The organism is Pseudomonas sp. D1-36 (assembly GCF_051132205.1).
Lineage (GTDB): Bacteria > Pseudomonadota > Gammaproteobacteria > Pseudomonadales > Pseudomonadaceae > Aquipseudomonas.
This window is the reverse complement of sequence record NZ_CP071674.1, coordinates 3,087,666-3,108,789: the sequence shown is the minus strand read 5'-3', so window position 1 is coordinate 3,108,789 and position 21,124 is coordinate 3,087,666. Positions and strand designations below refer to the sequence as shown.

Sequence of the window (21,124 nt, the reverse complement as noted above, 5' to 3'; positions counted from 1 at the left end):
TCAGGGGCTACAGATGCACTTCCACCGCCAACGGCAGGTGATCGCTCAAGTGCGTCCAGGGCTTGTTGCCGAGGATCTGCGGGGCGTGGCTGGTGGCGTTGCGCAGGTAAATGCGGTCCAGGCGTAGCAGGGGGAAGCGGGCGGGGTAGGTCCGGGCAGGACGCCCGTGATGGTGTTCAAAGGCCTCGTGCAGGTACTGGCGACGGGCAAGCGTGGTGTTGCCGCGCAATTGCCAGTCGTTGAAATCCCCGGCGATGATCACCGGAGCGTCCTCGGGAAGAGAGTCAAGCAATTTGCAGAGCAGCTTGAGCTGCAATTGGCGATGGCTTTCCAGCAGGCTCAGATGCACGCAGATCCCGTGGACTTCGGCATGGCCCGGCACGTCCAGCACACAATGCAGCAACCCGCGCCGTTCGGGACCGGTGATTGACACGTCGAGGTTGCGGAACTGGCGGATCGGGTATTTGGAAAGCAGCGCGTTGCCGTGATGTCCGTCGGGGTACACCGCGTTCCGGCCGTAGGCGAAGTCGCTCCACATGCTGTCGGCGAGAAATTCGTATTGCGAGGTCTGGGGCCAGTTGTCGTAGCGCAGGGCATGTCGATCATGTTCACCAAGCACCTCCTGAAGGAAAACCAGGTCGGCACCTGTGGCGCGCACCGCTTCGCGCAGCTCCGGCAAAATGAAACGACGATTGAGGGCTGTAAAGCCTTTATGGGTATTCACCGTGAGAACACGCAGTCGATGAATCGCCGCGGGTGCGTCCAGCGGCACTGATTCTTCGACCCGCCAGTGGGGATCGCGAGTCACGTTCACTCCTGAGTCAGACGTCTCTGTTCATGCGACTCATGGCGACTGCGGCAGTTCCGGAATTCTTGCCGGACAAAACTTCAAGGCCGAAAAATGTGGGGGCGAGCCTGCTCGCGATAGCAGTAGGTCAGCTTGACGAGATGTTGGCTGGGCCGCTATCGCGAGCAAGCTCGCTCCCACAGGGCTGGGGTCAGATAAATACAATTTCGTACGGCATGCCCATGCGATCGAGAATGACCCTCGGCACCAGCGGTGCGATGCCGTTGGTGGGCTCGCTGCCGAGCTGGCTGGCATAGGCGTGCATGGCGTGACGCTTGCGGGCGGTGGTCCACACGTCCAGCCGTAATTTGCGCGCCCGATGCCAGGGGATCCTGTTCTGCTCACGAACCGGCCAGTGCCAGGCCCATACGGGCAGTTCGTTGAACACCGCTCCGACGGTTTCAGCGGCCAAGGCTCCAGCGCGGCCGACCGTGTCGTGGTCGCTGTCGCCGTCCAGGCGCCAAGTGCTGAACACCACGTCGCCAGGTTTGAGGTAATGGCCGATGAACGCGGTCAGTTGGGCTTCATGTTCGGCGAGGCCCTTTTCCGGGAACCCTCCGCGCACCCACTGCAGGCCATTGGAAGGCACGCCCAGGCGATGCAGGGCGTCCACGCTCTCCTGGGGATGCGGGCGAAACGTGCGCAGCCGCTCATCGGACCACAGTGGCGAGCCCGGATGGCTCAGGCTGCCGTCGGTGACCGAGATCAGCAACATCGGTTGGCCCAGGTTGCTCAACAACTGGAGCAACCCACCGCAGGCGCCGACTTCGTCGCCAGGGTGCGGGGCAAGGATGACCGCGCGGGCGCCCGCAGGTATGAGTGTCTGGGTGCTGATGATCGGAATATCGGCCAGTTGCGGCGCGCTGTTCCAGATTTGCGAGTGATGCCGGCCTTGCAACCGAGAGGCAGGTTTCATGAGATACGTCCTTGTCGTGTCCAATCGTTCAGTCACGCATCGGGCCAGCCGCCCAATGTCGCCCCTTGGGAGCGATGACTGTGATTCGCGATGTTCCGAGTCCTGGAATCGACCGCAGGCGAAGTATTGACCATGCCAGCGGATTCGTCGCGTCAGAATGTGTATCTGAACCGGTTTTTTTTGTTCGAACTGTGTTGCGCGTGCAGCAGGGCGCGTCCTTGCGCCAGCCGACTCGGGGAAGGTCCCTTATTCCTCTTCTTCGCGTTGAAGCTCGAACAGCAGCAGTGAGCGCCCGGTCACGGAATATTCGAAATCGAAATCGAAACGCTCCTGGCCACGCACCGCGGGTTGGTTGGTGTCCACCATGCAGGTCCAGAAACTCCCTTCGGGCACCTCTGGCAGGCGGAAGTTGACGATGTCGTGGTGCGCGTTGACCACCAGCAACAATGTCGCGTCGCCGCCCTTGCGGCGGATGCCGGTCTCCTGTGCGCGGCCGTCCATCAACATGCCGAGGCAACGGCCTTGACCATCCTGCCATTGTTCGACGGTCATCTCGCTTGCGTCGGGGGCCAGCCAGGTCACATCCTTTACGCCGATGTCCTCGTTGTAATTGCCGACCAGGAATCGACCGCGTCGCAGGATCGGGTAGGACATGCGCAGTTTGATCAAGCGCTTGACGAACTTCAGCAACGCCTGGCCATCAGCGCTCAGGTCCCAGTTGACCCAGCCGATTTCGCTGTCCTGGCAGTAGGCATTGTTGTTGCCGTGCTGGGTTCGGGCGAACTCGTCGCCAGCGACAATCATTGGTGTGCCTTGGGCCAGGAGCAGGGTGGCGAAGAAGTTGCGCATCTGCCGATGACGCAGCTCATTGATCTCGGGATCATCCGTCGGGCCTTCGACGCCATGGTTCCAGGACAGGTTGTTGTTGCTGCCGTCCTGGTTGTTCTCGTCGTTGGCTTCGTTGTGCTTGTCGTTGTAGGAGACCAGATCGTGCAACGTGAAGCCGTCGTGGGCCGTGACGAAGTTGACCGAGGCGTATGGCCGTCGGCCACGCTGGTTGAACATCTCGCCCGAGGCGGTCATGCGGCTGGCGAAGTCGGCCAGTTGGCCATCGTCGCCTTTCCAGAAGGCGCGCACGGTGTCGCGGAATTTGTCATTCCACTCGACCCAACCTGGCGGGAAGCGTCCGACCTGATAGCCGCCGGGGCCGCAGTCCCAGGGCTCGGCGATCATTTTTACCTGGCGCAGCACCGGGTCCTGGCGACAGGCGACGAGGAAACTGTGGCGTTCGTCGAAGCCGTCGTGATACCGGCCCAGAATGGTCGCCAGGTCGAAGCGGAAGCCGTCCACGTGCATTTCCGTGGCCCAGTAGCGCAACGAGTCGGTGACCATTTGCAGCACGCAGGGATGACTCAGGTCCAGTGTATTGCCGGTGCCCGAATCGTTGATGTAGTAGCGCTTGTCGTCGGGCATCAGCCGGTAGTACGACGCGTTGTCGATGCCTCGCATGGACAACGTCGGCCCCTGTTCATTGCCCTCGGCGGTGTGGTTGTAGACCACATCGAGGATGACCTCCAGATTGGCCTCGTGCATGTGCGCGACCATTTCCTTGAACTCGGCAATCTTGCCGCTGGCGAGGTAGCGCGGATCCGGGGCAAAGAAGGCGATGCTGTTGTAGCCCCAGTAGTTGGTCATGCCCTTTTGCAGCAGGTGCTGGTCGTTGACGAACGCGTGGATGGGCAGCAATTCCACAGACGACACGCCCAGCTTGCGAATGTGTTCCAGGACATCGTCGACCATCAGGCCAGCGAACGTACCACGCAGGTTCTCCGGCACCGAGGGATGGCGCATGGAGATGCCGCGCACGTGGGTTTCATACAAGATGGTCTTGTCCCACGGCACGCTGACCCGATGATCGCGGCCCCAGGTATGGGCCGGGTCGATGACCTTGGACTTGGGTACGAATGGCGCGCTGTCACGCTCATCGAAACTGAGATCGCCATCGGGATGGCCAATGGTGTAGCCGAACAGGGCTTCCGACCATTTCAGCTCGCCCACCAGTTGCTTGGCGTAGGGGTCGATGAGCAGCTTGTTGGGGTTGAAGCGGTGGCCGTTCTCGGGGTCGTACGGACCGTAGACGCGGTAGCCATAAATCAGCCCCGGATGTGCGTCCGGTAGATAGCCGTGGTAGATCTCATCGGTGTATTCCGGCAGTTCGATACGCTCGAGTTCCACCTCGCCTGTGTCGTCGAAGATGCACAGTTCGACCTTGGTGGCGTTGGCCGAGAACAACGCGAAATTGACCCCCAGGCCATCCCAGGTCGCGCCGAGTGGAAACGGCAGCCCTTCACGTATCCGCGAAGCCTCGATAACGGGCGGCGGCGTGGTATTTTTCGGACGGGTCATAGTTGCTCCTGCAAAAGACAGATACGGTGGTGCGCTGCACGCAGGGCTGCGTGCTTTGCGCTTGTGGCGAGAAGACAAGTCTGCACGCCACAAGCAGGCCTCTTCGTTGAAAGAAGCACTGGCTTGGGAACGATGAGTCCGCGGATTCAGACCGCCGGGGGCTTGCGCGTGGCGCGTGGCTTTTTAGCGCTAGCCTTGTCGGCGGGCGGGACCATTGCCGCGGTGGCTGCCGAAGGCTTGGTCGCGGGCTTGGCCTTGGGCGCGGTGCTCTTGGCGGCGGCCTTGGCGACGGTGGCCTTGGCGGCAGCAGCCGGCTTGGTGCCGTCAGTCTTGCTGGCCGCGGATTTGCTCGGTGCTTTCGGTGGTTTGCTTGGCGCCAGGGCTTCGGCCTCCGCCAGCTTGCGTGCCATTTCCCAATGGCGCTCTTCTTGCCCGGCAGGCTTACCTTCCGACTCCCAGATCTGATAGGCGAATTCACGAATGCGTTTATCGTCGGTACTCATCGCAGTGCTCCTGACTTGACTCAAGATTCAATAAAGACATTGACCGGGAAATCCCCCAGTGCGGCGCTGACCATCAGCTCCCTTTGGGGTGTGACTGCTGCGCTTGCAAAAAGTCCCCTCAGTTTTGCTCCCTCGGTGGCAAACGGTAGCGAGATGCGCGTGTCGCCCCAGTCCGATGCAGCGACCTGGGGCAGGGCACTGTTTTCCAGCAGGCGCGCCGTGTGAATCGGCACCACGACGATCGCCCGTTGCTGCTGGTGTTGGCGCACGAAGGCCAATACGTGCTCGGCATGCTCACCCTGTACCGGCAACGGCTCGTAGCTGCCCTGGCGGAACAGTTGCGGATACTCGGACCGCAAGGCCAGCGTCCGCGCGATCAGTGCCTGCTTGACACGCCCGTCGCGCCAATCACGCACAAGCGCCACGGGGGCGCTGTCGGCCTGCATCGCCTCACGGCGGGCCTCGAAATCCACTGGGCGACGGTTGTCCGGATCCACCAGGCTGAAGTCCCAGAACTCGTTGCCCTGGTACAGATCCGGTACGCCGGGGACGGTCATGCGCAGCAAGGTTTGCGCCAGGCTGTTGAGGCCGCCCGCTGGAGCGATGGCCTGCACGGCTTCGGCGATGGCGCAGCGCAGAGGCAAGCCCTCATCGCACAGCAGCAACCGCTCCAGGAACATCTGCGTTGCCTGCTCATAAGAGTCGTTGACGGCGGCCCAACTGCTTTGCAGCTTGGCTTCGCGCAACGCCTTGCGCTGCCATTGCCACAAGCGTTCGGCATAGCTGGCCAAGGCCTTGGGGTCCTGCAAGTCAAGGTCCAGCGGCCAACTTCCGAGCAGGGCCTGGTAAAGAATCAACTCGTCACCGGCCGAAGGGGCGGCCGGGTCGCTGTGCAGCGACGGGGCGAGGATGCGCCATTGCTCCACGCACGCGGTGTACCAATCGGGGCGTTCGCTGATCACCGCCAGCCGTGCTCGAGTGTCTTCCCCTCGTTTGTGGTCGTGGGTGGCGGTGGTCACCAGGTTGTCTGGGAAATGCTCCAACCGCTCGAAGCAGGCCCCGTGGAACTCCTGAGCCGGGGCGCTGAACCGTTCGGTGTTGTAGCCCACGTCATTGCGCGACAGCAGCACCGCCGAACGATACAGCGCAGTGTCTTCGACAGCCTTGGCGGCGGCCGGCGAAGTCAGTTGCTGGAAGCGCACGCAAGCGTGGCGCAGCCGTTTGCGCTCGCTGCCCCGAGGCCGCCCGCGCCAAGGCATGCCACCGAGCCAGTCGGCCAGGCAGTCAAGCACCGGCCAATCGGCTTCGCTGAGGGTTTGCCGGGCGCCTTCCAGGGCCTTCTGGAAAAACACCTCATCTTCGGCGGAGCGACCCAGCGGGGTGATATAGGTGCGGTACACCGGGAAATGCACGATCAGTTCCTGCAATGCCCGTCGAATGGCACCCAGGGTCAGGTCGCGAGTCATCACGTCATCCCGCGCCACCTGCAACAGGGCTTGGGCCACGCTTTCGAAGTCCCCGGCCAGGGATCCATTGAGAATCTGCTGGCGGGCCAGGCGCGCCTCTTCGATAAAATGCGCTGGCCGTTCACTGTGGCGGCTCCAGAATTCAGCGAGGGGCTCGGCGCCGGCCGGGTTGTGTTGCAGCAACGAAATCTGGTTCATGAATTCGTAACCGGTGCTGCCGTCAACGTTCCAATCCCGGCGCAGGGTTTCGCCATCGCCAAGGATTTTCTCCACGAAAATCGGCAGATGCCGTGACGGGGACAGCGAGTCGACGCGCCGGCGCAGCTTGCGGCAGTAGCCCCGAGGATCGGCCAGGCCGTCAATGTGATCGATCCGCAGCCCGTCCACCAATCCTTCGGCAATCAGCTCGAAGATTTTCGCGTGGGTCGCTTCGAATACCGCCGGCCGCTCGACCCGTAGGCCGCCCAGTTCGTTGACATCGAAAAAGCGCCGCCAATTGATATCGTCCGCCGCCGTACGCCAACTGGCGAGACGGTAGCTCTGACGTTCCAGCAGCCGATGCAGGCGTTCGAAACCTTCCGGCTGCGTGGAGTCGTAGCCGCTCAGGGTGACCTGGATGGCGTCGAGTATCGCGGGCTCCGCTGCCAGGTCTCGCAGTTCCTGTTGCAAGGGACGGGCGAGGGAGTGGGCATCGGTCTGGTAGTTCAGCGTGGTAAAGCGCTCGGCCAGGCCCTTGAGCGACTCGATCTGCTCGGCTGCCAGGTCGTCCGAAGGCTTTAGCAACTCACCGTACTGCATGGGGCAGACAGGGAAGCGATGCTCATAATGCTCGACATAAAAGCTGCCTTGCGTGGCGTCGAAGCGCAGTTTCAGCGTGCCTTCTTGCAGGGCCACGCCGTAGTCGCTGCCCAGGAAGGGCAGGAGCAGTTGGCCTTCCATCAACGGGTCGGGGGAATGCCATTGGATGTCGAAAAATTCGCCATAGGGGCTCAGCCGTCCCCATTCCAGCAGGTCCAGCCACCACGGATTGTCATTGCCGCCGACGGCCATGTGGTTGGACACGATGTCGAGGATCAGCCCCATCCGATGTTCGCGCAGGGTGGCGACCAGGCGCTTGAGCGCGGCTTCACCCCCCAGCTCGGGGTTGACCTGGGTCGGGTCGACCACATCGTAGCCATGCATGGATCCGGCCCGCGCCTTGAGCAGCGGAGAGGCATAGATATGGCTTATACCCAGCGACGCGAAGTAAGGCACTTGCGGTATGGCGTCGTCGAGGGTGAAGCCCTTGTGAAATTGCAGGCGTAAGGTGGCCCGCAGGGATGGAGTCATTTTATCGTTCATCGGTCACGCTCGTTCGCCTGAAGCCTCGCGCAGGCGAGTATTTCCAGACGCCGTGCGGCGTCCGGGTCGTCCAGCAGCGCTCCGCTCTCCAGAGCCAGGCGCCGCCGCCAGTTAGGGTGGGTGTCGGTGGTGCCGGGGAGGTTGGCCTGCTCGTCGATGCCCAGGGCATCTTCCAACGGCAGCAGTACCAACGGCGCTCGGGTATGCCCGAGAAAGCGCACGCTGGCGTCCAGCACCTGGTCGGTTTCGCGGTGTTCCTCGCGGAAGTTCTGCGGGTCCTGGTTCAGGGCGTTGCGCAACCCTTTGCGTTCACGCTGGCGATGTTTGCGCCAATCCATTTCGGTGTGGGAATCGATCAGCTCCAGCCGGGCATTCCAGTCGATGTCGTGGCCGTGCCACCAGCCGTTGAGAGTGGGCAGGTCATGGGTGCTGGTGGTCGCCAGGGCGTCGTCGGGCCAATCGAGAATGGGCTTGAAGTGCGTGTTGTCCTGTTCGAACAACAACACGCGCATGCCGAGGATCGAGCGCGCCGCCAGTTTTTCACGCAGGCCGTCGGGCACCGTACCCAGGTCCTCGCCCAGGACGATGGCCTGGTGACGATGGGACTCCAGGGCCAATAGCCGCAACAGGTCGTCGATGGGGTAGTAGAGATAGGCACCGTCGGTGGGCGGGGCATCGTTGGGGATCACCCATAGCCGTTGCAATCCCATGATGTGGTCGATGCGCAAGCCACCCGCGTGGGCGAAATTGGCCCGCAGCATCTCGATGAAGGCGCGAAAACCATTGCGAACCAGGCCCTCGGGGGAGAACGCGGAGATGCCCCAACCCTGGCCCGAGCGATTGAGGATGTCGGGGGGCGCGCCCACCGTAAGGGACGCGAGCAATTCGTCCTGCCGGCTCCAGGCCTGGCTGCCGGCGCCGTCGGCACCCACCGCGAGGTCGGCGATCAGGCCGATGCTCATGCCGCTGGATTTGGCGGCGCTCTGGGCACGCTCCAGGCAGCGGGCGATCAACCATTGGCAAAAAGCGTAGAAGCCGATTTCGTCAGCGTTTTCTTCGGCGAAACGAGCGATTGCCGGGCTGCGCGGGTCCCGCCATTTTTCGGGCCACTGGCGCCAGTCGAGGCTTTCGCCGCGAGCCGCGCGTTCGGCCTGGAGGGCTTCGAAGCGGCAGTGATTCTCCAAGGCTTCTCCACTGCTATGGCGGAAGCTGCTGAAGTCTTCGTGCAAGGGGTGCTCGCCCTGTCTGAAGCCGTCATACAGGGCGCGAAGCACCCGTTGCTTGGCTTGGGCAGCAACCGGCCAGTCGATGAGCGGCTGCTCTTCAAGGCTGCGCAATTGGTTGGTCAGGCCGCTGGCGTCGATCGCCGTGCGCAGCGCACGCTCGCCCAGGATGGTGCCCGGCGCGGCATACAGGCTGTTGAGAAACAACCGGCTGGAAGGCGAGTAAGGGCTGTAGCGGCCGGTATCGCTGCTGAACATCGCATGCATCGGGCTGATCGCCAGGGCATCGGCGCCGCGTTCGCCCGCCACCCGCGCCAGCTCTTCGAGGGCCTGGGTGTCGCCGAAGCCGCCATCACCCGGGCGTCGTAGCGAATAAAGCTGTGCGCTCAAACCCCAGGCCCGAGGCGTTGGATCATCCACGGCATCGGCCACGCTGTAGCAACGGGCCGGCGCCACCGCCAGGGTGAAATGTTGGCCCTGGATGCTCACGTGCTGATACCCCACCGGGACGATCCCGGGGAGAGCGGCGTCGGCATCGAGCTTTGAGCTCATCGTCGCGCCGTCCTCGAGTTGGATTTCGCAAGGCGTGCCGGGCTCGAAATAACGGCTCAGGTCGACATTGACGCCGACGTCCGCCGTGATCAGCGGTGGCAGGCGGTGGTTCTGTTGGTCCTCTTGCAATTGCAACAGGCTGGCGTCGATTTCCTGCGCGCTACCGGCGGGATGGCCCAGGCCGGTGAGGACCGAACGCAGGACCGCCGGCGATACTTTCTGGGCCCGGCCGTTGGCGTCGATCCAGTCCACCGCCAGGCCTGCCCGGCCAGCGAGGATTTCCAATTGCGCATCACTCATAGGCGCTCTCCAGTAAGGGTGGGCAAGGTTGCCGCTTGCGTCAGACTGACCAGCGCGCTGTAGGGCGTGAGTACCCCCTGTTGCAACAGACCCATGGCCTGCGGTGGATGTTCGAAAAGAATCTGCGCATCTTGCGGGGCGCTGTGGTTGACAGGCTTGTCGCTAAGATTCAGGTCGATGCGCAACACGCTGCCATCGCCCATTTGCCAGCGTGCGCTGACGGCGCCGTGACCCAATACGTCGGCGCCCAAGGGATGGGCGGCGGGCAGGCGCGGAACGATTTCCTCCCGACGGATTTTCAGCAGTAGGCGATAAAGAGCTTCACTGGCCAGTTGCTCTGGCTGGTGCGCCTCCAGGTTGGGCCTTGAGGCGTCGAACGTACTGGCCGCGTTCGGGTCGGGGATCCGTTCACGCTTCTGCGGATCGGCAAAGGCGCTGAAGGCCTTGAACTCGTTGCGGCGGCCTTCACGCACCAGCTCGGCCAGTTCGCCGTGGTGGCTGGTGAAAAACAGGAACGGTTGTTCAGCGACGACCTCATCGCCCATGAACATCAGCGGAATCATCGGCGACAAAAGCAATAGGGCAGTCGCGGCTTGCAGGGCTTGCGGCGGCGCCAGTTGATGCAGACGTTCACCGAGGGCGCGGTTGCCGATCTGGTCGTGATTCTGCAGGAACAGCACGAACGCGCTGGGCGGCAAGTGACCGCTGGGCTCCCCGCGGGATTCGCCATGGCGGTTGGTATGGCCCTGGAACACGAAGCCCTGGCTCAGGCAGCGGGCGAGTTTTTCCGTCGGTTGCTCGGCATAGTCGGCGTAGTAAGCGTCGGTCTCGCCCGTCAGCAGCACGTGCAGCGCGTTGTGTCCGTCATCGTTCCACTGGGCGTCGTAGCCTTGTTCCAGAAGGCTGGCCTGGTTGTGTTCGTTCTCGACGGTCAGCCAGACATACCGTGTCGGGTCCACCTGCTGACGCACCCTGGCGGCCAGTTCCTGAAGGAAGTCGGGGTCTTCGATGGCGTGAACCGCGTCCAGGCGCAGGCCGTCGAAACGGTACTCCGACAGCCACATCAGCGCGTTGTCGATGAAGAAGTCACGGACCTCGCGGCGCCGGAAATCAATCGCCGCGCCCCATGGTGTGTGCTTGTCTTCGCGAAAGAAGCCCTTGGCGTAGCGGTGCAGGTAGTTGCCGTCGGGGCCGAAGTGGTTGTAGACCACGTCCAGAATGACTGCGATTCCATGGCCATGGGCGCTGTCGATCAAGTGCTTGAGCTGGTCCGGCGTACCGTAAGAAGCCTGGGGCGCGTACGGCAGCACGCCGTCGTAGCCCCAGTTGCGGTCTCCGGGGAACTGCGAGAGCGGCATCAGTTCAATGGCCGTGACGCCAAGCCCGGCCAGGCGCGCCAGCTGTTGCTCGACACCTTCGAAACCGCCCAGGGCGCCGACGTGTAGCTCATAGATGACGGCATCGTACCAGGGGCGTCCGCGCCAACCGGTGTGCCGCCATTGATAAGCGTGGGGGTCGACCACCACGCTGTGGCGGTCAATATCGCCATCCTGGGACCTGGAAGCCGGGTCAGGCACTTGCAGTTCACCATCGATGTTGTAGCGGTAGCGAGTGCCGGAGGGGCAACGGGCCTGGATCATGTGCCAGCCGTTGGCCTGGGGCAGCATCGGTATGGATTCTCCAGTGTCGAGTTCGACACTGACATAAAGGGCATCAGGGGCCCACAGGGCGAAACGGGTGTGCTCTGGATCAAGCAGGACCGCGCCGTGGGTCCAGGTTTCAGGCGTCCTTGACGGCATCGGTTACCTCATTGTCTGGCAGATTTTCCTAATGATTTAGCGACCAGTTGTTCGTAAAGTTCGGCGTAGGGTTCCACAGCCTTGCTCCAGTTGAACGGCGCGGACATCGCCCGGCAGCGCATCGCATTAAGCAGTTCGGGGAACTCGTACACCTTGAACGCACGGGTCAGCGCCTCTTTGTAACTGTCGACGGTGGATTCGTTGAACAAGAACCCGGTGACTCCGTCCTCGATCGTGTCGGCAAGCCCGCCGGTATTCCGGGCTACGGGCAGCGACCCAAAGCGTTGCGCATACATCTGGCTCAAGCCGCAGGGCTCGTAGCGGGACGGCATCAACAGGAAGTCGCTGCCGGCGAACATCCGCCGAGCGTCGGTTTCGTTGAAGCCGATGCGCACGCCGATCCGGCCTGGGAAGCGCAGGGCCAGTTCACGCATGGCTTGTTCTTCTTCCGGCTCGCCGCGGCCGATGATCGCGATCTGCCCGCCGGACTCGACGATGAATTCGGAAACGGCTTCGGTCAGGTCCAGGCCTTTCTGATACACCAGACGCGATACCACGGCGAACAGTGGGCCGGTGGAATCATCCAGGCCGAACAGGTCGCGTACATGCGCGGCGTTGGCTGCCTTGCCATCCCAGTCGCCTATGGAAAACTGGCGCTGCAGGTGGGTATCGGTGGCCGAGTCCCAGCTTTCATCGATGCCGTTGGGGATGCCACTGAGCAAGCCTTGTTGAGTCTTGGAGGCAAGGAACCCATCGAGTCCACAGCCGAACGCCGGTGTGGTGATCTCCTGGGCGTAGGTGGCGCTCACGGTGGTGATGTGGCTGGAATAGGCCATGCCGGCCTTCAGGAACGACAGCTTGCCGTAGAACTCCATGCCTTCCTGTTGCAGCGCGTGCTCGGGAATACCCAACTCAGGGCAGGACGCGAGGCTGACCACGCCCTGGTACGCCAGGTTGTGGATGGTGAACAGGGTGGGGGTGCGTTGACCGCGCCAGTGCATATAGGCAGGCGCCAGCCCGGCTGGCCAGTCGTGTGCGTGGACCAGGTCGGGGCACCAGTGGATTTGCGCCAGGTTGGCGGCGATGTCTGCCGCGGCGAGGCCCAGGCGGGCAAAGCGGATGTGGTTGTCGGGCCAGTCGCGGCCATTGTTGGCGCCGTAGGGAGAACCTTCACGGGCATAGAGTTCGGGACAGATCAGTACGTAGATCACCAGACCGTCGGCCATGTCCATGCGGCCGATCTTGCAGGGCGGAAGTGCGGCATGGCCGCCCAGTTCGCCGATGATATGGATAGGATTGCCGCTGTTCATGACTTGCGGGTACCCAGGGATCAGTATCCGCACATCGTGCAGACCGGCCATCGCCCGGGGCAGGGCGGAAGAAACGTCACCCAGCCCGCCGGTCTTCACCAGGTCGGCGATTTCGGACGTCACGAACAGAATTTTCTTGCGATTTGGATTCTGTCGAACGACAGGGAGCAGTGCCTTGCCTCCGGTGGCCAGCACCGGTGCCGTCGGCGATTCTGCCGCCGGCGGTAGTTGAGAGCGGACTTGCTGTGGTTCCAAGGCAGCACTGATCATAAATAACTCCTATGTTCTCGATCTGTTTCCGGCAAGCGCCAGAGCTGTTGTTACATTGGCCGAATCCTGCGGCCAGGCGCACGAGCGCTACGCAAGGAGAGCAAAGCGCTGCCCAATGCGGCGAAGCGAATCAGGTGAGGGGGCCGTTGCAAGGAATGCTCCAGCCGTTGTTGCCCTTCCTCTAACCTGACCTTTCGCCGTTGTGAAAAGTTTCGACTTTTTTTCGTCCTGATGACCGGTCGGTTTTGCGCCCGGACCGGCAGTCTAGGTCAGAAGCTAGAGCGGTGCGGTTCGCTTCGTCGAATTGTCGGACAATCACATTTATTGTCGGCAATGTCTTACACGACGAAGGGGAATACGAGCCGACGAAATGCAGCCTCTTTGAAACATTCGTGTTGTAGGGAAAGGCGCTGGTTCAATCGCGTGCGCGGTTCAACAGCGCATCGCACCATAAAGGGGCGGGCAGGATGGAGGCGTTTTGATGGCTTTCAAGCAGGGTGCAGATGCTTCATGGTTTGAGCTGGGTGGGAGGGAGCCTGCTCGCGAAAGCGCCAGGTCAGACGACATCTCCTCTAACTGACACACCGTCTTCGTCGGCACGCCGCCCGGAAACGGCTCGCTCCCACAGGGACGGGCAAACTCAGGCTATCGGCTTCAACACCCGAATCGGCTTGCCTGCCGTCCAGGCCTGCAAGTCTTCAATCATCTGGCCGTAGAATTGCTGGTAATTCTGGCGGCTCACGTAACCCACGTGAGGTGTTGCCAGTACGTTGTCCAGCGTCCGGAACGGGTGGTCGGGCGGCAACGGTTCCTGGGCGAATACATCCAGGCCCGCCCCAGCCAGGCGTTTATGCTGCAGCGCATCGATCAAGGCAGCCTCGTCCACGATCGGCCCGCGGGCAGTATTGATCAGCAGCGCACCAGGCTTCATCCAGCCCAGCGCCTGGGCATCGACCAGGCCCCGGGTGCGGTCACCGAGGACCAGGTGGATCGAGAGAATATCGGCCTGCTCGAACAGCGCTTGCTTGCTTACATAGGTGACGCCGGCATCGGTTGCCCGTTCGGCCGTCAAGTTCTCGCTCCAGGCGATCACTCGCATGCCGAACACTTGGCCGAACTGCGCCACGCGCGTGCCGATGCTGCCCAGGCCGAGGATTGCCAGGGTCTTGCCGTGCAAGTCGCCGCCCAGGCCCTGTTGCCAAAGCCCGGCACGCAACGCGTTGGCTTCTGGGACGAGGTTGCGCGTAAGCGCCATGATCAGTGCCCAGGTCAGTTCGGGCGCGGCGTGCTTGTAGCTGTCGGTGCCACACACCTGGATACCCAGCGCGGCGGCAGCCTTCAGGTCGAGGGCGGCATTGCGCATGCCGCCGGTCAGCAATAGCTTGAGCTTGGGCAAGCGGCGCAGCAGCGCTTCATCGAAACGTGTCCGTTCGCGCATCACGCAGATGACATCGAAGCCTTGCAGGCGCGCGGCCAGGGCGTCGTGGTCGGCGGGATAGTCATGCAGGAACGTCACCTGGCCGACGCTCTCCAGTGCGGACCAATCCACCACATCCCTTGCCACGTCCTGCCAATCATCGATGACTGCAATCTGCACCGCCATGGAATACCTCGTCAGAGAATGGGTTTGTCCAGCCAGCCCAGCAGGGCTTTGTGGAACCGGTCTGGTTCCTCCATCTGCGGCGCGTGACCCAGATTGGGGAATTCCACCAGTGTCGATCGAGGAATCAGCTGGGCGACCTGCTTGCCCAGCACGTCATATTTGCCCAACCTGGCCTTCACTGCCGGCGCAGCGATGTCGCTGCCAATGGCGGTGGTGTCGGACGTGCCGATCAGCAGCAGAGTCGGCGCCTTCAGGTCCTTGAACTCGTAGTAGACCGGCTGGGTGAAGATCATGTCGTAGATCAGTGCTGAATTCCATGCCACCTGCTTATGTCCCGGGCCTTTGTTCAATCCGGCCAGCATGTCCACCCAACGCTCGTACTCCGGCTTCCAGCGACCGCCATAGTATGTATTGCGCTCGTAGGTACGGATGCCGTCGGCGCTGAGTTTCAGCTCGCGTTCATACCATTGGTCCACGCTGCGGTAGGGAACGCCGAGGGCCTTCCAGTCTTCGAGCCCGATGGGATTGACCATCGCCAGGCGTTCGACCTGATCGGGAAATTGCAGCGCATAGCGGGTGGCAAGCATGCCACCGGTGGAGTGGCCCAGCACGATGGCTTTCTGCACACCCAGGGTCTTGAGCAGCGCGTTGGTGTTGTTCGCCAGTTGGTGAAAGCTGTACTGGTAGTGGTCTGGCTTGCTCGAGGTGCAGAAGCCGATCTGGTCCGGCGCGATGACCCGGTAGCCAGCCTCGCTGAGGGTCTTGATCGAGTCGCCCCAGGTCGCGGCGCAGAAATTCTTGCCGTGCATCAGCACGACACTGCGACCGTTGGCCTTGCCTTGGGCGGGCACGTCCATGTAGCCCATCTGCAATGTTTTGCCCTGAGACTGCAAGGAAAAGTGCTTGAGGGTGTAGGGGTATTTGAAGCCTTCGAGCTGAGGGCCATAGGCCGGACCTTCGGGCGGGTTCTCGGCCTGGGCGAACAGCGGCAGGGCAGCGAGCAAGAACAGGCTGGACTTCCAGCGGGTAGTCAAACGCGGCATTGTCAAACTCCTTTAGGCAACCGACCGATCCTGGAACGGCTGGATTATGGCGACATTAATCACAGGCAACCGAACCGTGGGAACGTTCAACCCATCCAGCCCAGGGTTGCGAGCACGAGTACGCCATAACGCAGGCCTTTGGCGAGGGTGACCATCAACAGAAAGCGTCGCCACGGTTCACCCATTACGCCCGCCACCAGCGTCAGGGGATCGCCAATGATGGGCACCCAGCTCAGCAGCAGCGACCAATAGCCATAGCGCTGGTAATGCTGGCGGGCCTTGTCCAGGTGAGACGGGCTGACAGGGAACCAACGGCGGTCCTTGAACTGCTCAACGCGGGTCCCTAGCCACCAGTTCACCAGTGAGCCCAACACATTGCCGAAGGTGGCGACCCCCAGCAACAGCCAGACCGCGTGGCGCTCGCTGAGTACCAGGCCGATCAGCAGCGCTTCCGATTGCAGCGGCAACAGGGTCGCCGCGCCAAATGCCGCCAGGAACAGCCCGACATATGCCTCGGGCATCAGTGGGCTGGATAGTCCGCCACGACGGTTTGGGAGCCGTCCTTTTTCTGCCCGATCACCTGATAGGCATCACTCATGCCGTCCATTTCCATGCCCGGCGAGCCCATCGGCATGCCTGGCGCGGCAATGCCGAGCAGATCGCCGCGTTTGCTTAACGCCAGCACCTGCTCGGCGGGGACGTGACCCTCGACGAATTTGCCGTTGATCTCGGCGGTGTGACAGGAACGCAGGTTGGGCGCGACGCCCAGGCGCTGCTTGACCGAACTCATGTCGGCTTCGACATGGTCATTGACCTTAAGACCGTTGGCTTGCAGATGGGAGATCCACTTCTTGCAACAGCCGCAATTGGCGTCGCGGTGTACATCGATGGTGACCGGCTCGGCAGCCTGGGCCAGGGCAGAGGTGAAAACGGCGCTCAGTGCGAGCAGGTGCAGGGGATTGGCCATGGGTCAGGTCTCTTGGCGAACGGCTTTGGATGGAAGGATAACAGAGTAGCGACGGGCGCCCGACAGCAGGCTGAAGGGCGGATGACAGAATTGTAAGTTGCCTTGAAACGTGTGTGAACGCTGAACCACGTGGGAGCGAGCTTGCTCGCGATGGCGGCGGATCAATCAATTGCACGCTGATTGACACACCGTCATCGCGACGAAGGGAATCGGTGAAGGTCCTTTCAGCGAACCTTGAACCGCCCCATGATCGCATTCACCCGACTGTTGGCTTCCAGCAACTGACGGGTGTTGTTCTCGCTGGCCAGGCCGCTTTCCACCAGCTCTTCGACCATGTGCCGGATCTGCACCATGCTCCGGTTGATCTCCTCGGTCACTGCACTTTGCTGCTCGGCGGCGGTGGCGATCTGGGTGCTGAGGCTGTTGATCTGGCTGACGGAGCCGGCCATTTCGTCCAGGCCCGAGTTCACTCGGGAGGTGGCGTCGGCAGCCGATTGGCAACTGGTCTGGGTGTTTTCCATGGCCGCGACCGACGAGCTCACGCCTTGGGTCAGGCGCGTCAGCATTTCGTTGATCTCCGAAGTGCTGGCCTGGGTGCGGGCGGCGAGGGCGCGGACTTCGTCGGCGACCACCGCGAAGCCACGGCCTTGCTCGCCAGCCCGGGCGGCTTCGATGGCGGCGTTGAGCGCCAGCAGGTTGGTCTGCCCGGCGATGGCCCCGATCACACCGAGGATCTCGGTGATGCGCTGCGCATCCTGCTGCATGCTCTCGACCTTGTGGGTGGCGCTGGCCACTTCCTCGATCAACGCGACGACACTGTTCGATGCCTCGCCGACAACGACGCGGGAGCGATCGGCATGTTCATTGGCCCTCTGGGTGAAGGCGGCCGTCTCAGCGGCATTCTGCGCCACGCTTTCGGCCGTGGAACTCATTTCGGTGATGGCCGTTACCGTCTGGTCGGTCTCCGAGGCATGGCGCATCAGGATTTCACTGGTGTGGGCCGAAGTCTGCTGCAGCTTGTCCAGGCTAGATGCCATGGCGCCGGTGGCCTGGGTGACTTCGCCGATCATGTCTTGCAGGTACGCGATAAAGCGGTTGACCGAATGACCGATGGCGCCCAGTTCGTCTTCGGCGCGGATGGTGATGCGGCGGGTCAGGTCGGCGTCGCCCGTGGACAACGCATCGATGTTGCCCTTGAGCACTTTCATGCGGTTGGTCAATTGGCGGATCGCATACAGCTGCATCAGCACCAACAGGATCACCATGGGTATCTGCAACAGACTCAGCGTGTTCAATACGTCATCACGTTGGGCTGTGATCAGGCGGGTCGGCAGGGCAGTGGCGAGGAACCAGGGCGAGCCTTCGATAGGTCGCATGAAGAACGTGCTGGCTTCACCGTTGTTGTCGAATTCGACGCGCTGCGGTTGGTCACGGTTGGCCAGGCCAGCCTTGACCTGGGCGGCAAATGGCGAGCCAGCCGCCAGTTCGCTGATGTTCTTGAGCACGATCGGGCCGCTGATCCGCGAGCTGTTGCTGATGATCTTGCCGTCGCTTTCCACGATCAGCATCTCGGCGTTCAGTTCTGCTTCCTTGCGTGCGATCAGCTCGTTGAAAAAGCCGAGGGTCACGTCGATGGTGGAGACGCCATACGGCGTGCCATTCTTCTGGATGGCCATGGCGCAGTTGGTCCGGGGTTCGGCGCTCGCATCGTCCTTGTAGGCTGCCGCCCAGGCGCATTTGCCAGGGGGAGTGGCCATGCCGCCCTTGTGCCAGGGTTGCTCGTAGTAGTTCGGCGCAGCATCGCTGTTCCAGAAGGTGTTGACGATCAGCTTGCCGGAAGCGTCGCGGTGCCAGAACGTGCTGAATTTGCTGCGACCTTCGGCGCGCTGGTTGGGCAAAGGCCAGATCCCGCCGCCGAACACTTTCAGCTCACCGTACTGGTCCACCAGGCCTGGCAGTACCTTGTCGATGGCATCGCTGTCGAGCAAGGGGATGGTCTGGGTAATGCTGCGTTGCTGGGCCTGGACCTTGTTCAGTTCGCCCTGGATCTGCTCGGCGACCTCGGCAATGCGGTTCAGCGCCACTTGTTCCTCGGTGTGGCGCAGCTTGGGTGCGACGAGGTAACTGATGCCGACGACCGTCAGGATGGATAACACCAGAATGAACAGAACCAAAAACAACGTGTAGCGGGCCTGAATGGTGCGCAATGAGGGCATGTGGGTGTTCCTTGCACGGGGCGACTTTCGGAAGCAAATGGGATGAACGTTCCAATATATGTCGGCTTCTCTGCCAGGAGCTTGAGTGTGGGGCCTGACCAGCCGTCAGGCGGCGGAATGGGCCTGGGCGTTTTTCCAGGTTTGAGCGTGAGCCTGCAATTCATCGTGAAGGCGTTGCATGGGGGCCGAGTGCAGGCTGAGCCTGCGCGGATGTGCAACTCGGTGGAACAGCGCCTGCCAACCTTGCCCGGCGTCCGTGGGCATCATCCCAGTGAAGAAAAAACCCGCAGCCAGCAGCAGCTGGTGGTCGGCGCAAAAGTGTCGACCGAGGCCGATTCGGACCGAAAGCGGCCAATGGGCGGGCAAGCGCCGAAGCTGCCCGACGAGGCATGTATCCACCCGATCCGCCACGATCTCGATCCGGCCGGGTAAATGGCTAAGCCGCAACGGATGAATGCCCTGCGGCCTATCCACAAGGGTGGTCCCGAAACGCGTTTCCAAAGCGCCCATCAGCCATTGGTGGGGCGCGGGCCATTGAAGACGTGGCAGCGGTCGAGGGTGGTCGCCGATCACTTGGCAGCCGATCACGATGGTTTCGGCCTGGTCCGTGGCGAACGGAGAGGGCACGAAGTCGGGTAGCAGGCCGACGTCATGAAAACCCAGTCGTTGGGACAGCCGTTGGCTGTAGGGATGGCTGGTGACCTGCTTGATCGATAGCCTGGCGAGCCCGAGCTGCCGGCAACCGTCCAGTAATTGTTGCCCCAGCCGCGAGGCGATCTGCCTGCCCTGCAACTCGGGGTCCACCGCAACCAGCGCCAGCTCGGCATCTTGAGTGGCGTGTCCCTGGCGGCACAACGCGGCATGACCGACCACGCGCCCGTCGACCACCGCCACCTGCGAATGCCAGCGCCCCTTGAGATTGTGCTGGCAGATCATTTGCGGCATGTAGACGTCAGGGGAGACGTAGTGATCGCCGTACACCCGACGAAACAGCTCGCACGTACCGGCGCTGTCGGTGGCTTGGAACGGCCTGAATACCAGAAGGCTCATCCGGCATCCTCCGGTGCCCGCGAACCGTATACCCGACGATCGATGATCGACAGGTGCTTGCCGGAACGGGGGTGGCGCTCCAGGTCCTGTGCGGTACAGGCCTGGGTATCCACATGAAGTCGATCGAGGCCTGGATATTGCTCGATCAAGGCCGCTTTAAGCGCATGGGATCGCGTTGGGCCTGCATCCTCGGCTTTTTCCGGCAGCCACTTGAGCAACACGCAGTCATTGCCCTGGCTGTGCTCGATGATCAGTTGCCACTGCACACCGCCGGCCACGCGCCGCGCGATGTCGCTTATTTCTTCGGGAAACAGCGACAACACGCCAACGCGTACGCGCCGGCTCTCTGCGCTGCGTCCTCGAAGGGCGAATTTGCGCCCCGGCGTGCCTGCCGGCTCGCACCAACTGGCGCGGTCTCCCACCGGGTATCGGACAATGGGCATGAGGGTCCGGTTGAAATTCGTCACCACCAGGTTTCCGGCTTGGCCAATGGCCTCGATCGCTTCCCCGCTCAGGTCGTCGACGATTTCCACCCGCGTGTGCTGATCGAATACCCGGTGCTCGCCCAAGCCGCAATCAGGCGTGCTCGCACCTACCAGTCCGGCATCCACGCTGGCGTATCCGATGGACGCGAAACGCGCGCCCGGGAAGGCGCGCTTCAATGTCGGCATCTGGCTTTCGAACAGGTTCTCCCCGCCAAAGAGCACGGTGGTGATCTGTGGCAGCCTGCGCCCTTTGCCAATGACATGGCTGGCGAAGGCCAGCAAGTGCGCAGGCACGCCGACGAGTACGTTGATGCGGTGTCCAGCAATGGCGTCGGCCAACACATCGAGTTCCACCGAGCCGGAGAAGGGAAACTCGGTAATCGCAACATCGACGCTGCACAGGGCACCGTGGATGAACAGGAAACTGGCGTAGAGATCCCCCGAGAAAAACAGATTAGCAATGCGATCCCCCGCAGCCAATTGGGCTGTCAAGCTGCGACCGAAGCAATCGAGCATCAGTTGCCATTCTGCGTGGGTATACACCGATAACTTGCCTTCGCTGGTCGTACCGCCGGTCTTGAAGACCAGTGCGTCCTTAACGCGGCTGGTCAACACCGGCCAATGGTCCAGGTCGTGGCTGTCTTTCCAATACTCGCTGAGATTGACGATCGGCAACTGGTGGAACTCGCAGCCATGGACGGGTAGATGGCTCAGCTGCGTGCGATAGAACATCGAATGCGTGCGGATATGGTTGAGCCATTGGTCGTAGGTTAATGGGGCGCTCATCGGAATATTCTCAAGGCTATGGGTCGGCTTATCGGGTACCG

At 62.2% G+C, this 21,124-nt stretch carries 15 protein-coding genes; all 15 read right to left on the bottom strand.

Annotated features, from left to right (window positions below; genetic code table 11):
- Nucleotides 1-7: 7 nt before the first annotated feature.
- Nucleotides 8-808: an endonuclease/exonuclease/phosphatase family protein gene (locus tag J3P76_RS13740; RefSeq protein WP_420766800.1), complete on the bottom strand. Its 801-nt coding sequence runs from the start codon at nucleotides 806-808 to the stop codon at nucleotides 8-10.
- A 190-nt stretch (nucleotides 809-998) separates the two neighbouring features.
- Nucleotides 999-1,763 carry a PIG-L deacetylase family protein gene (locus tag J3P76_RS13735; RefSeq protein WP_434700852.1) on the bottom strand — a complete coding sequence of 255 codons (765 nt, stop codon included), beginning with the start codon at nucleotides 1,761-1,763 and terminating at the stop codon, nucleotides 999-1,001.
- A gap of 246 nt (nucleotides 1,764-2,009) precedes the next feature.
- Nucleotides 2,010-4,169, bottom strand: coding sequence for a glycogen debranching protein GlgX (gene glgX / locus J3P76_RS13730; RefSeq protein ID WP_420766802.1), 2,160 nt, complete (start codon nucleotides 4,167-4,169; stop codon nucleotides 2,010-2,012).
- 146 nt (nucleotides 4,170-4,315) lie between these two features.
- Nucleotides 4,316-4,672, bottom strand: a complete 357-nt coding sequence (locus J3P76_RS13725) for a DUF2934 domain-containing protein (RefSeq protein WP_420766803.1) — start codon at nucleotides 4,670-4,672, stop codon at nucleotides 4,316-4,318.
- Between the two features lie 20 nt (nucleotides 4,673-4,692).
- Nucleotides 4,693-7,479 carry a malto-oligosyltrehalose synthase gene (locus J3P76_RS13720; protein ID WP_434674922.1) on the bottom strand — a complete coding sequence of 929 codons (2,787 nt, stop codon included), beginning with the start codon at nucleotides 7,477-7,479 and terminating at the stop codon, nucleotides 4,693-4,695.
- On the bottom strand, nucleotides 7,476-9,554 hold the full coding sequence (malQ, locus tag J3P76_RS13715) for a 4-alpha-glucanotransferase (RefSeq protein WP_434700851.1): 2,079 nt from the start codon (nucleotides 9,552-9,554) through the stop codon (nucleotides 7,476-7,478). The genes J3P76_RS13720 and malQ overlap by 4 nt, the downstream gene beginning before the upstream one ends.
- Complete coding sequence (gene treZ, locus J3P76_RS13710; protein ID WP_434700850.1) at nucleotides 9,551-11,353, bottom strand: malto-oligosyltrehalose trehalohydrolase; 1,803 nt, start codon at nucleotides 11,351-11,353, stop codon at nucleotides 9,551-9,553. The genes malQ and treZ overlap by 4 nt, the downstream gene beginning before the upstream one ends.
- A gap of 8 nt (nucleotides 11,354-11,361) precedes the next feature.
- Nucleotides 11,362-12,933, bottom strand: coding sequence for a glycogen synthase GlgA (gene glgA, locus J3P76_RS13705; protein ID WP_420766807.1), 1,572 nt, complete (start codon nucleotides 12,931-12,933; stop codon nucleotides 11,362-11,364).
- A gap of 640 nt (nucleotides 12,934-13,573) precedes the next feature.
- On the bottom strand, nucleotides 13,574-14,536 hold the full coding sequence (locus J3P76_RS13700; RefSeq protein ID WP_434611223.1) for a D-2-hydroxyacid dehydrogenase family protein: 963 nt from the start codon (nucleotides 14,534-14,536) through the stop codon (nucleotides 13,574-13,576).
- A gap of 11 nt (nucleotides 14,537-14,547) precedes the next feature.
- Entirely contained in the window at nucleotides 14,548-15,579 is a 1,032-nt protein-coding gene (locus J3P76_RS13695; RefSeq protein WP_434563860.1) for an alpha/beta fold hydrolase, read from the bottom strand.
- Nucleotides 15,580-15,665: 86 nt separating this feature from the next.
- Entirely contained in the window at nucleotides 15,666-16,100 is a 435-nt protein-coding gene (locus J3P76_RS13690; RefSeq protein ID WP_434611225.1) for a YqaA family protein, read from the bottom strand.
- Nucleotides 16,100-16,546, bottom strand: coding sequence for a DUF411 domain-containing protein (locus J3P76_RS13685; protein ID WP_434611227.1), 447 nt, complete (start codon nucleotides 16,544-16,546; stop codon nucleotides 16,100-16,102). The genes J3P76_RS13690 and J3P76_RS13685 overlap by 1 nt, the downstream gene beginning before the upstream one ends.
- A gap of 224 nt (nucleotides 16,547-16,770) precedes the next feature.
- Nucleotides 16,771-18,762: a methyl-accepting chemotaxis protein gene (locus tag J3P76_RS13680; protein WP_434700848.1), complete on the bottom strand. Its 1,992-nt coding sequence runs from the start codon at nucleotides 18,760-18,762 to the stop codon at nucleotides 16,771-16,773.
- Nucleotides 18,763-18,867: 105 nt separating this feature from the next.
- Nucleotides 18,868-19,812 carry a GNAT family N-acetyltransferase gene (locus J3P76_RS13675; RefSeq protein ID WP_434563868.1) on the bottom strand — a complete coding sequence of 315 codons (945 nt, stop codon included), beginning with the start codon at nucleotides 19,810-19,812 and terminating at the stop codon, nucleotides 18,868-18,870.
- Nucleotides 19,809-21,083, bottom strand: coding sequence for a phenylacetate--CoA ligase family protein (locus J3P76_RS13670; protein WP_434611231.1), 1,275 nt, complete (start codon nucleotides 21,081-21,083; stop codon nucleotides 19,809-19,811). Before J3P76_RS13670 ends, J3P76_RS13675 begins: the two co-directional genes overlap by 4 nt.
- Nucleotides 21,084-21,124: the final 41 nt, after the last annotated feature.

Bases quoted from the DNA above. Each gene is read 5' to 3' on its own strand.
- J3P76_RS13720 (WP_434674922.1), bottom strand. From the start codon at position 7,479: ATGAACGATAAAATGACTCCATCCCTGCGGGCCACCTTACGCCTGCAA.
- J3P76_RS13685 (WP_434611227.1), bottom strand. From the start codon at position 16,546: ATGGCCAATCCCCTGCACCTGCTCGCACTGAGCGCCGTTTTCACCTCT.
- J3P76_RS13670 (WP_434611231.1), bottom strand. From the start codon at position 21,083: ATGAGCGCCCCATTAACCTACGACCAATGGCTCAACCATATCCGCACG.
- J3P76_RS13700 (WP_434611223.1), bottom strand. From the start codon at position 14,536: ATGGCGGTGCAGATTGCAGTCATCGATGATTGGCAGGACGTGGCAAGG.
- glgA (WP_420766807.1), bottom strand. From the start codon at position 12,933: ATGATCAGTGCTGCCTTGGAACCACAGCAAGTCCGCTCTCAACTACCG.
- treZ (WP_434700850.1), bottom strand. From the start codon at position 11,353: ATGCCGTCAAGGACGCCTGAAACCTGGACCCACGGCGCGGTCCTGCTT.
- glgX (WP_420766802.1), bottom strand. From the start codon at position 4,169: ATGACCCGTCCGAAAAATACCACGCCGCCGCCCGTTATCGAGGCTTCG.
- J3P76_RS13680 (WP_434700848.1), bottom strand. From the start codon at position 18,762: ATGCCCTCATTGCGCACCATTCAGGCCCGCTACACGTTGTTTTTGGTT.
- J3P76_RS13735 (WP_434700852.1), bottom strand. From the start codon at position 1,763: ATGAAACCTGCCTCTCGGTTGCAAGGCCGGCATCACTCGCAAATCTGG.
- J3P76_RS13725 (WP_420766803.1), bottom strand. From the start codon at position 4,672: ATGAGTACCGACGATAAACGCATTCGTGAATTCGCCTATCAGATCTGG.
- J3P76_RS13695 (WP_434563860.1), bottom strand. From the start codon at position 15,579: ATGCCGCGTTTGACTACCCGCTGGAAGTCCAGCCTGTTCTTGCTCGCT.
- malQ (WP_434700851.1), bottom strand. From the start codon at position 9,554: ATGAGTGATGCGCAATTGGAAATCCTCGCTGGCCGGGCAGGCCTGGCG.
- J3P76_RS13675 (WP_434563868.1), bottom strand. From the start codon at position 19,812: ATGAGCCTTCTGGTATTCAGGCCGTTCCAAGCCACCGACAGCGCCGGT.
- J3P76_RS13690 (WP_434611225.1), bottom strand. From the start codon at position 16,100: ATGCCCGAGGCATATGTCGGGCTGTTCCTGGCGGCATTTGGCGCGGCG.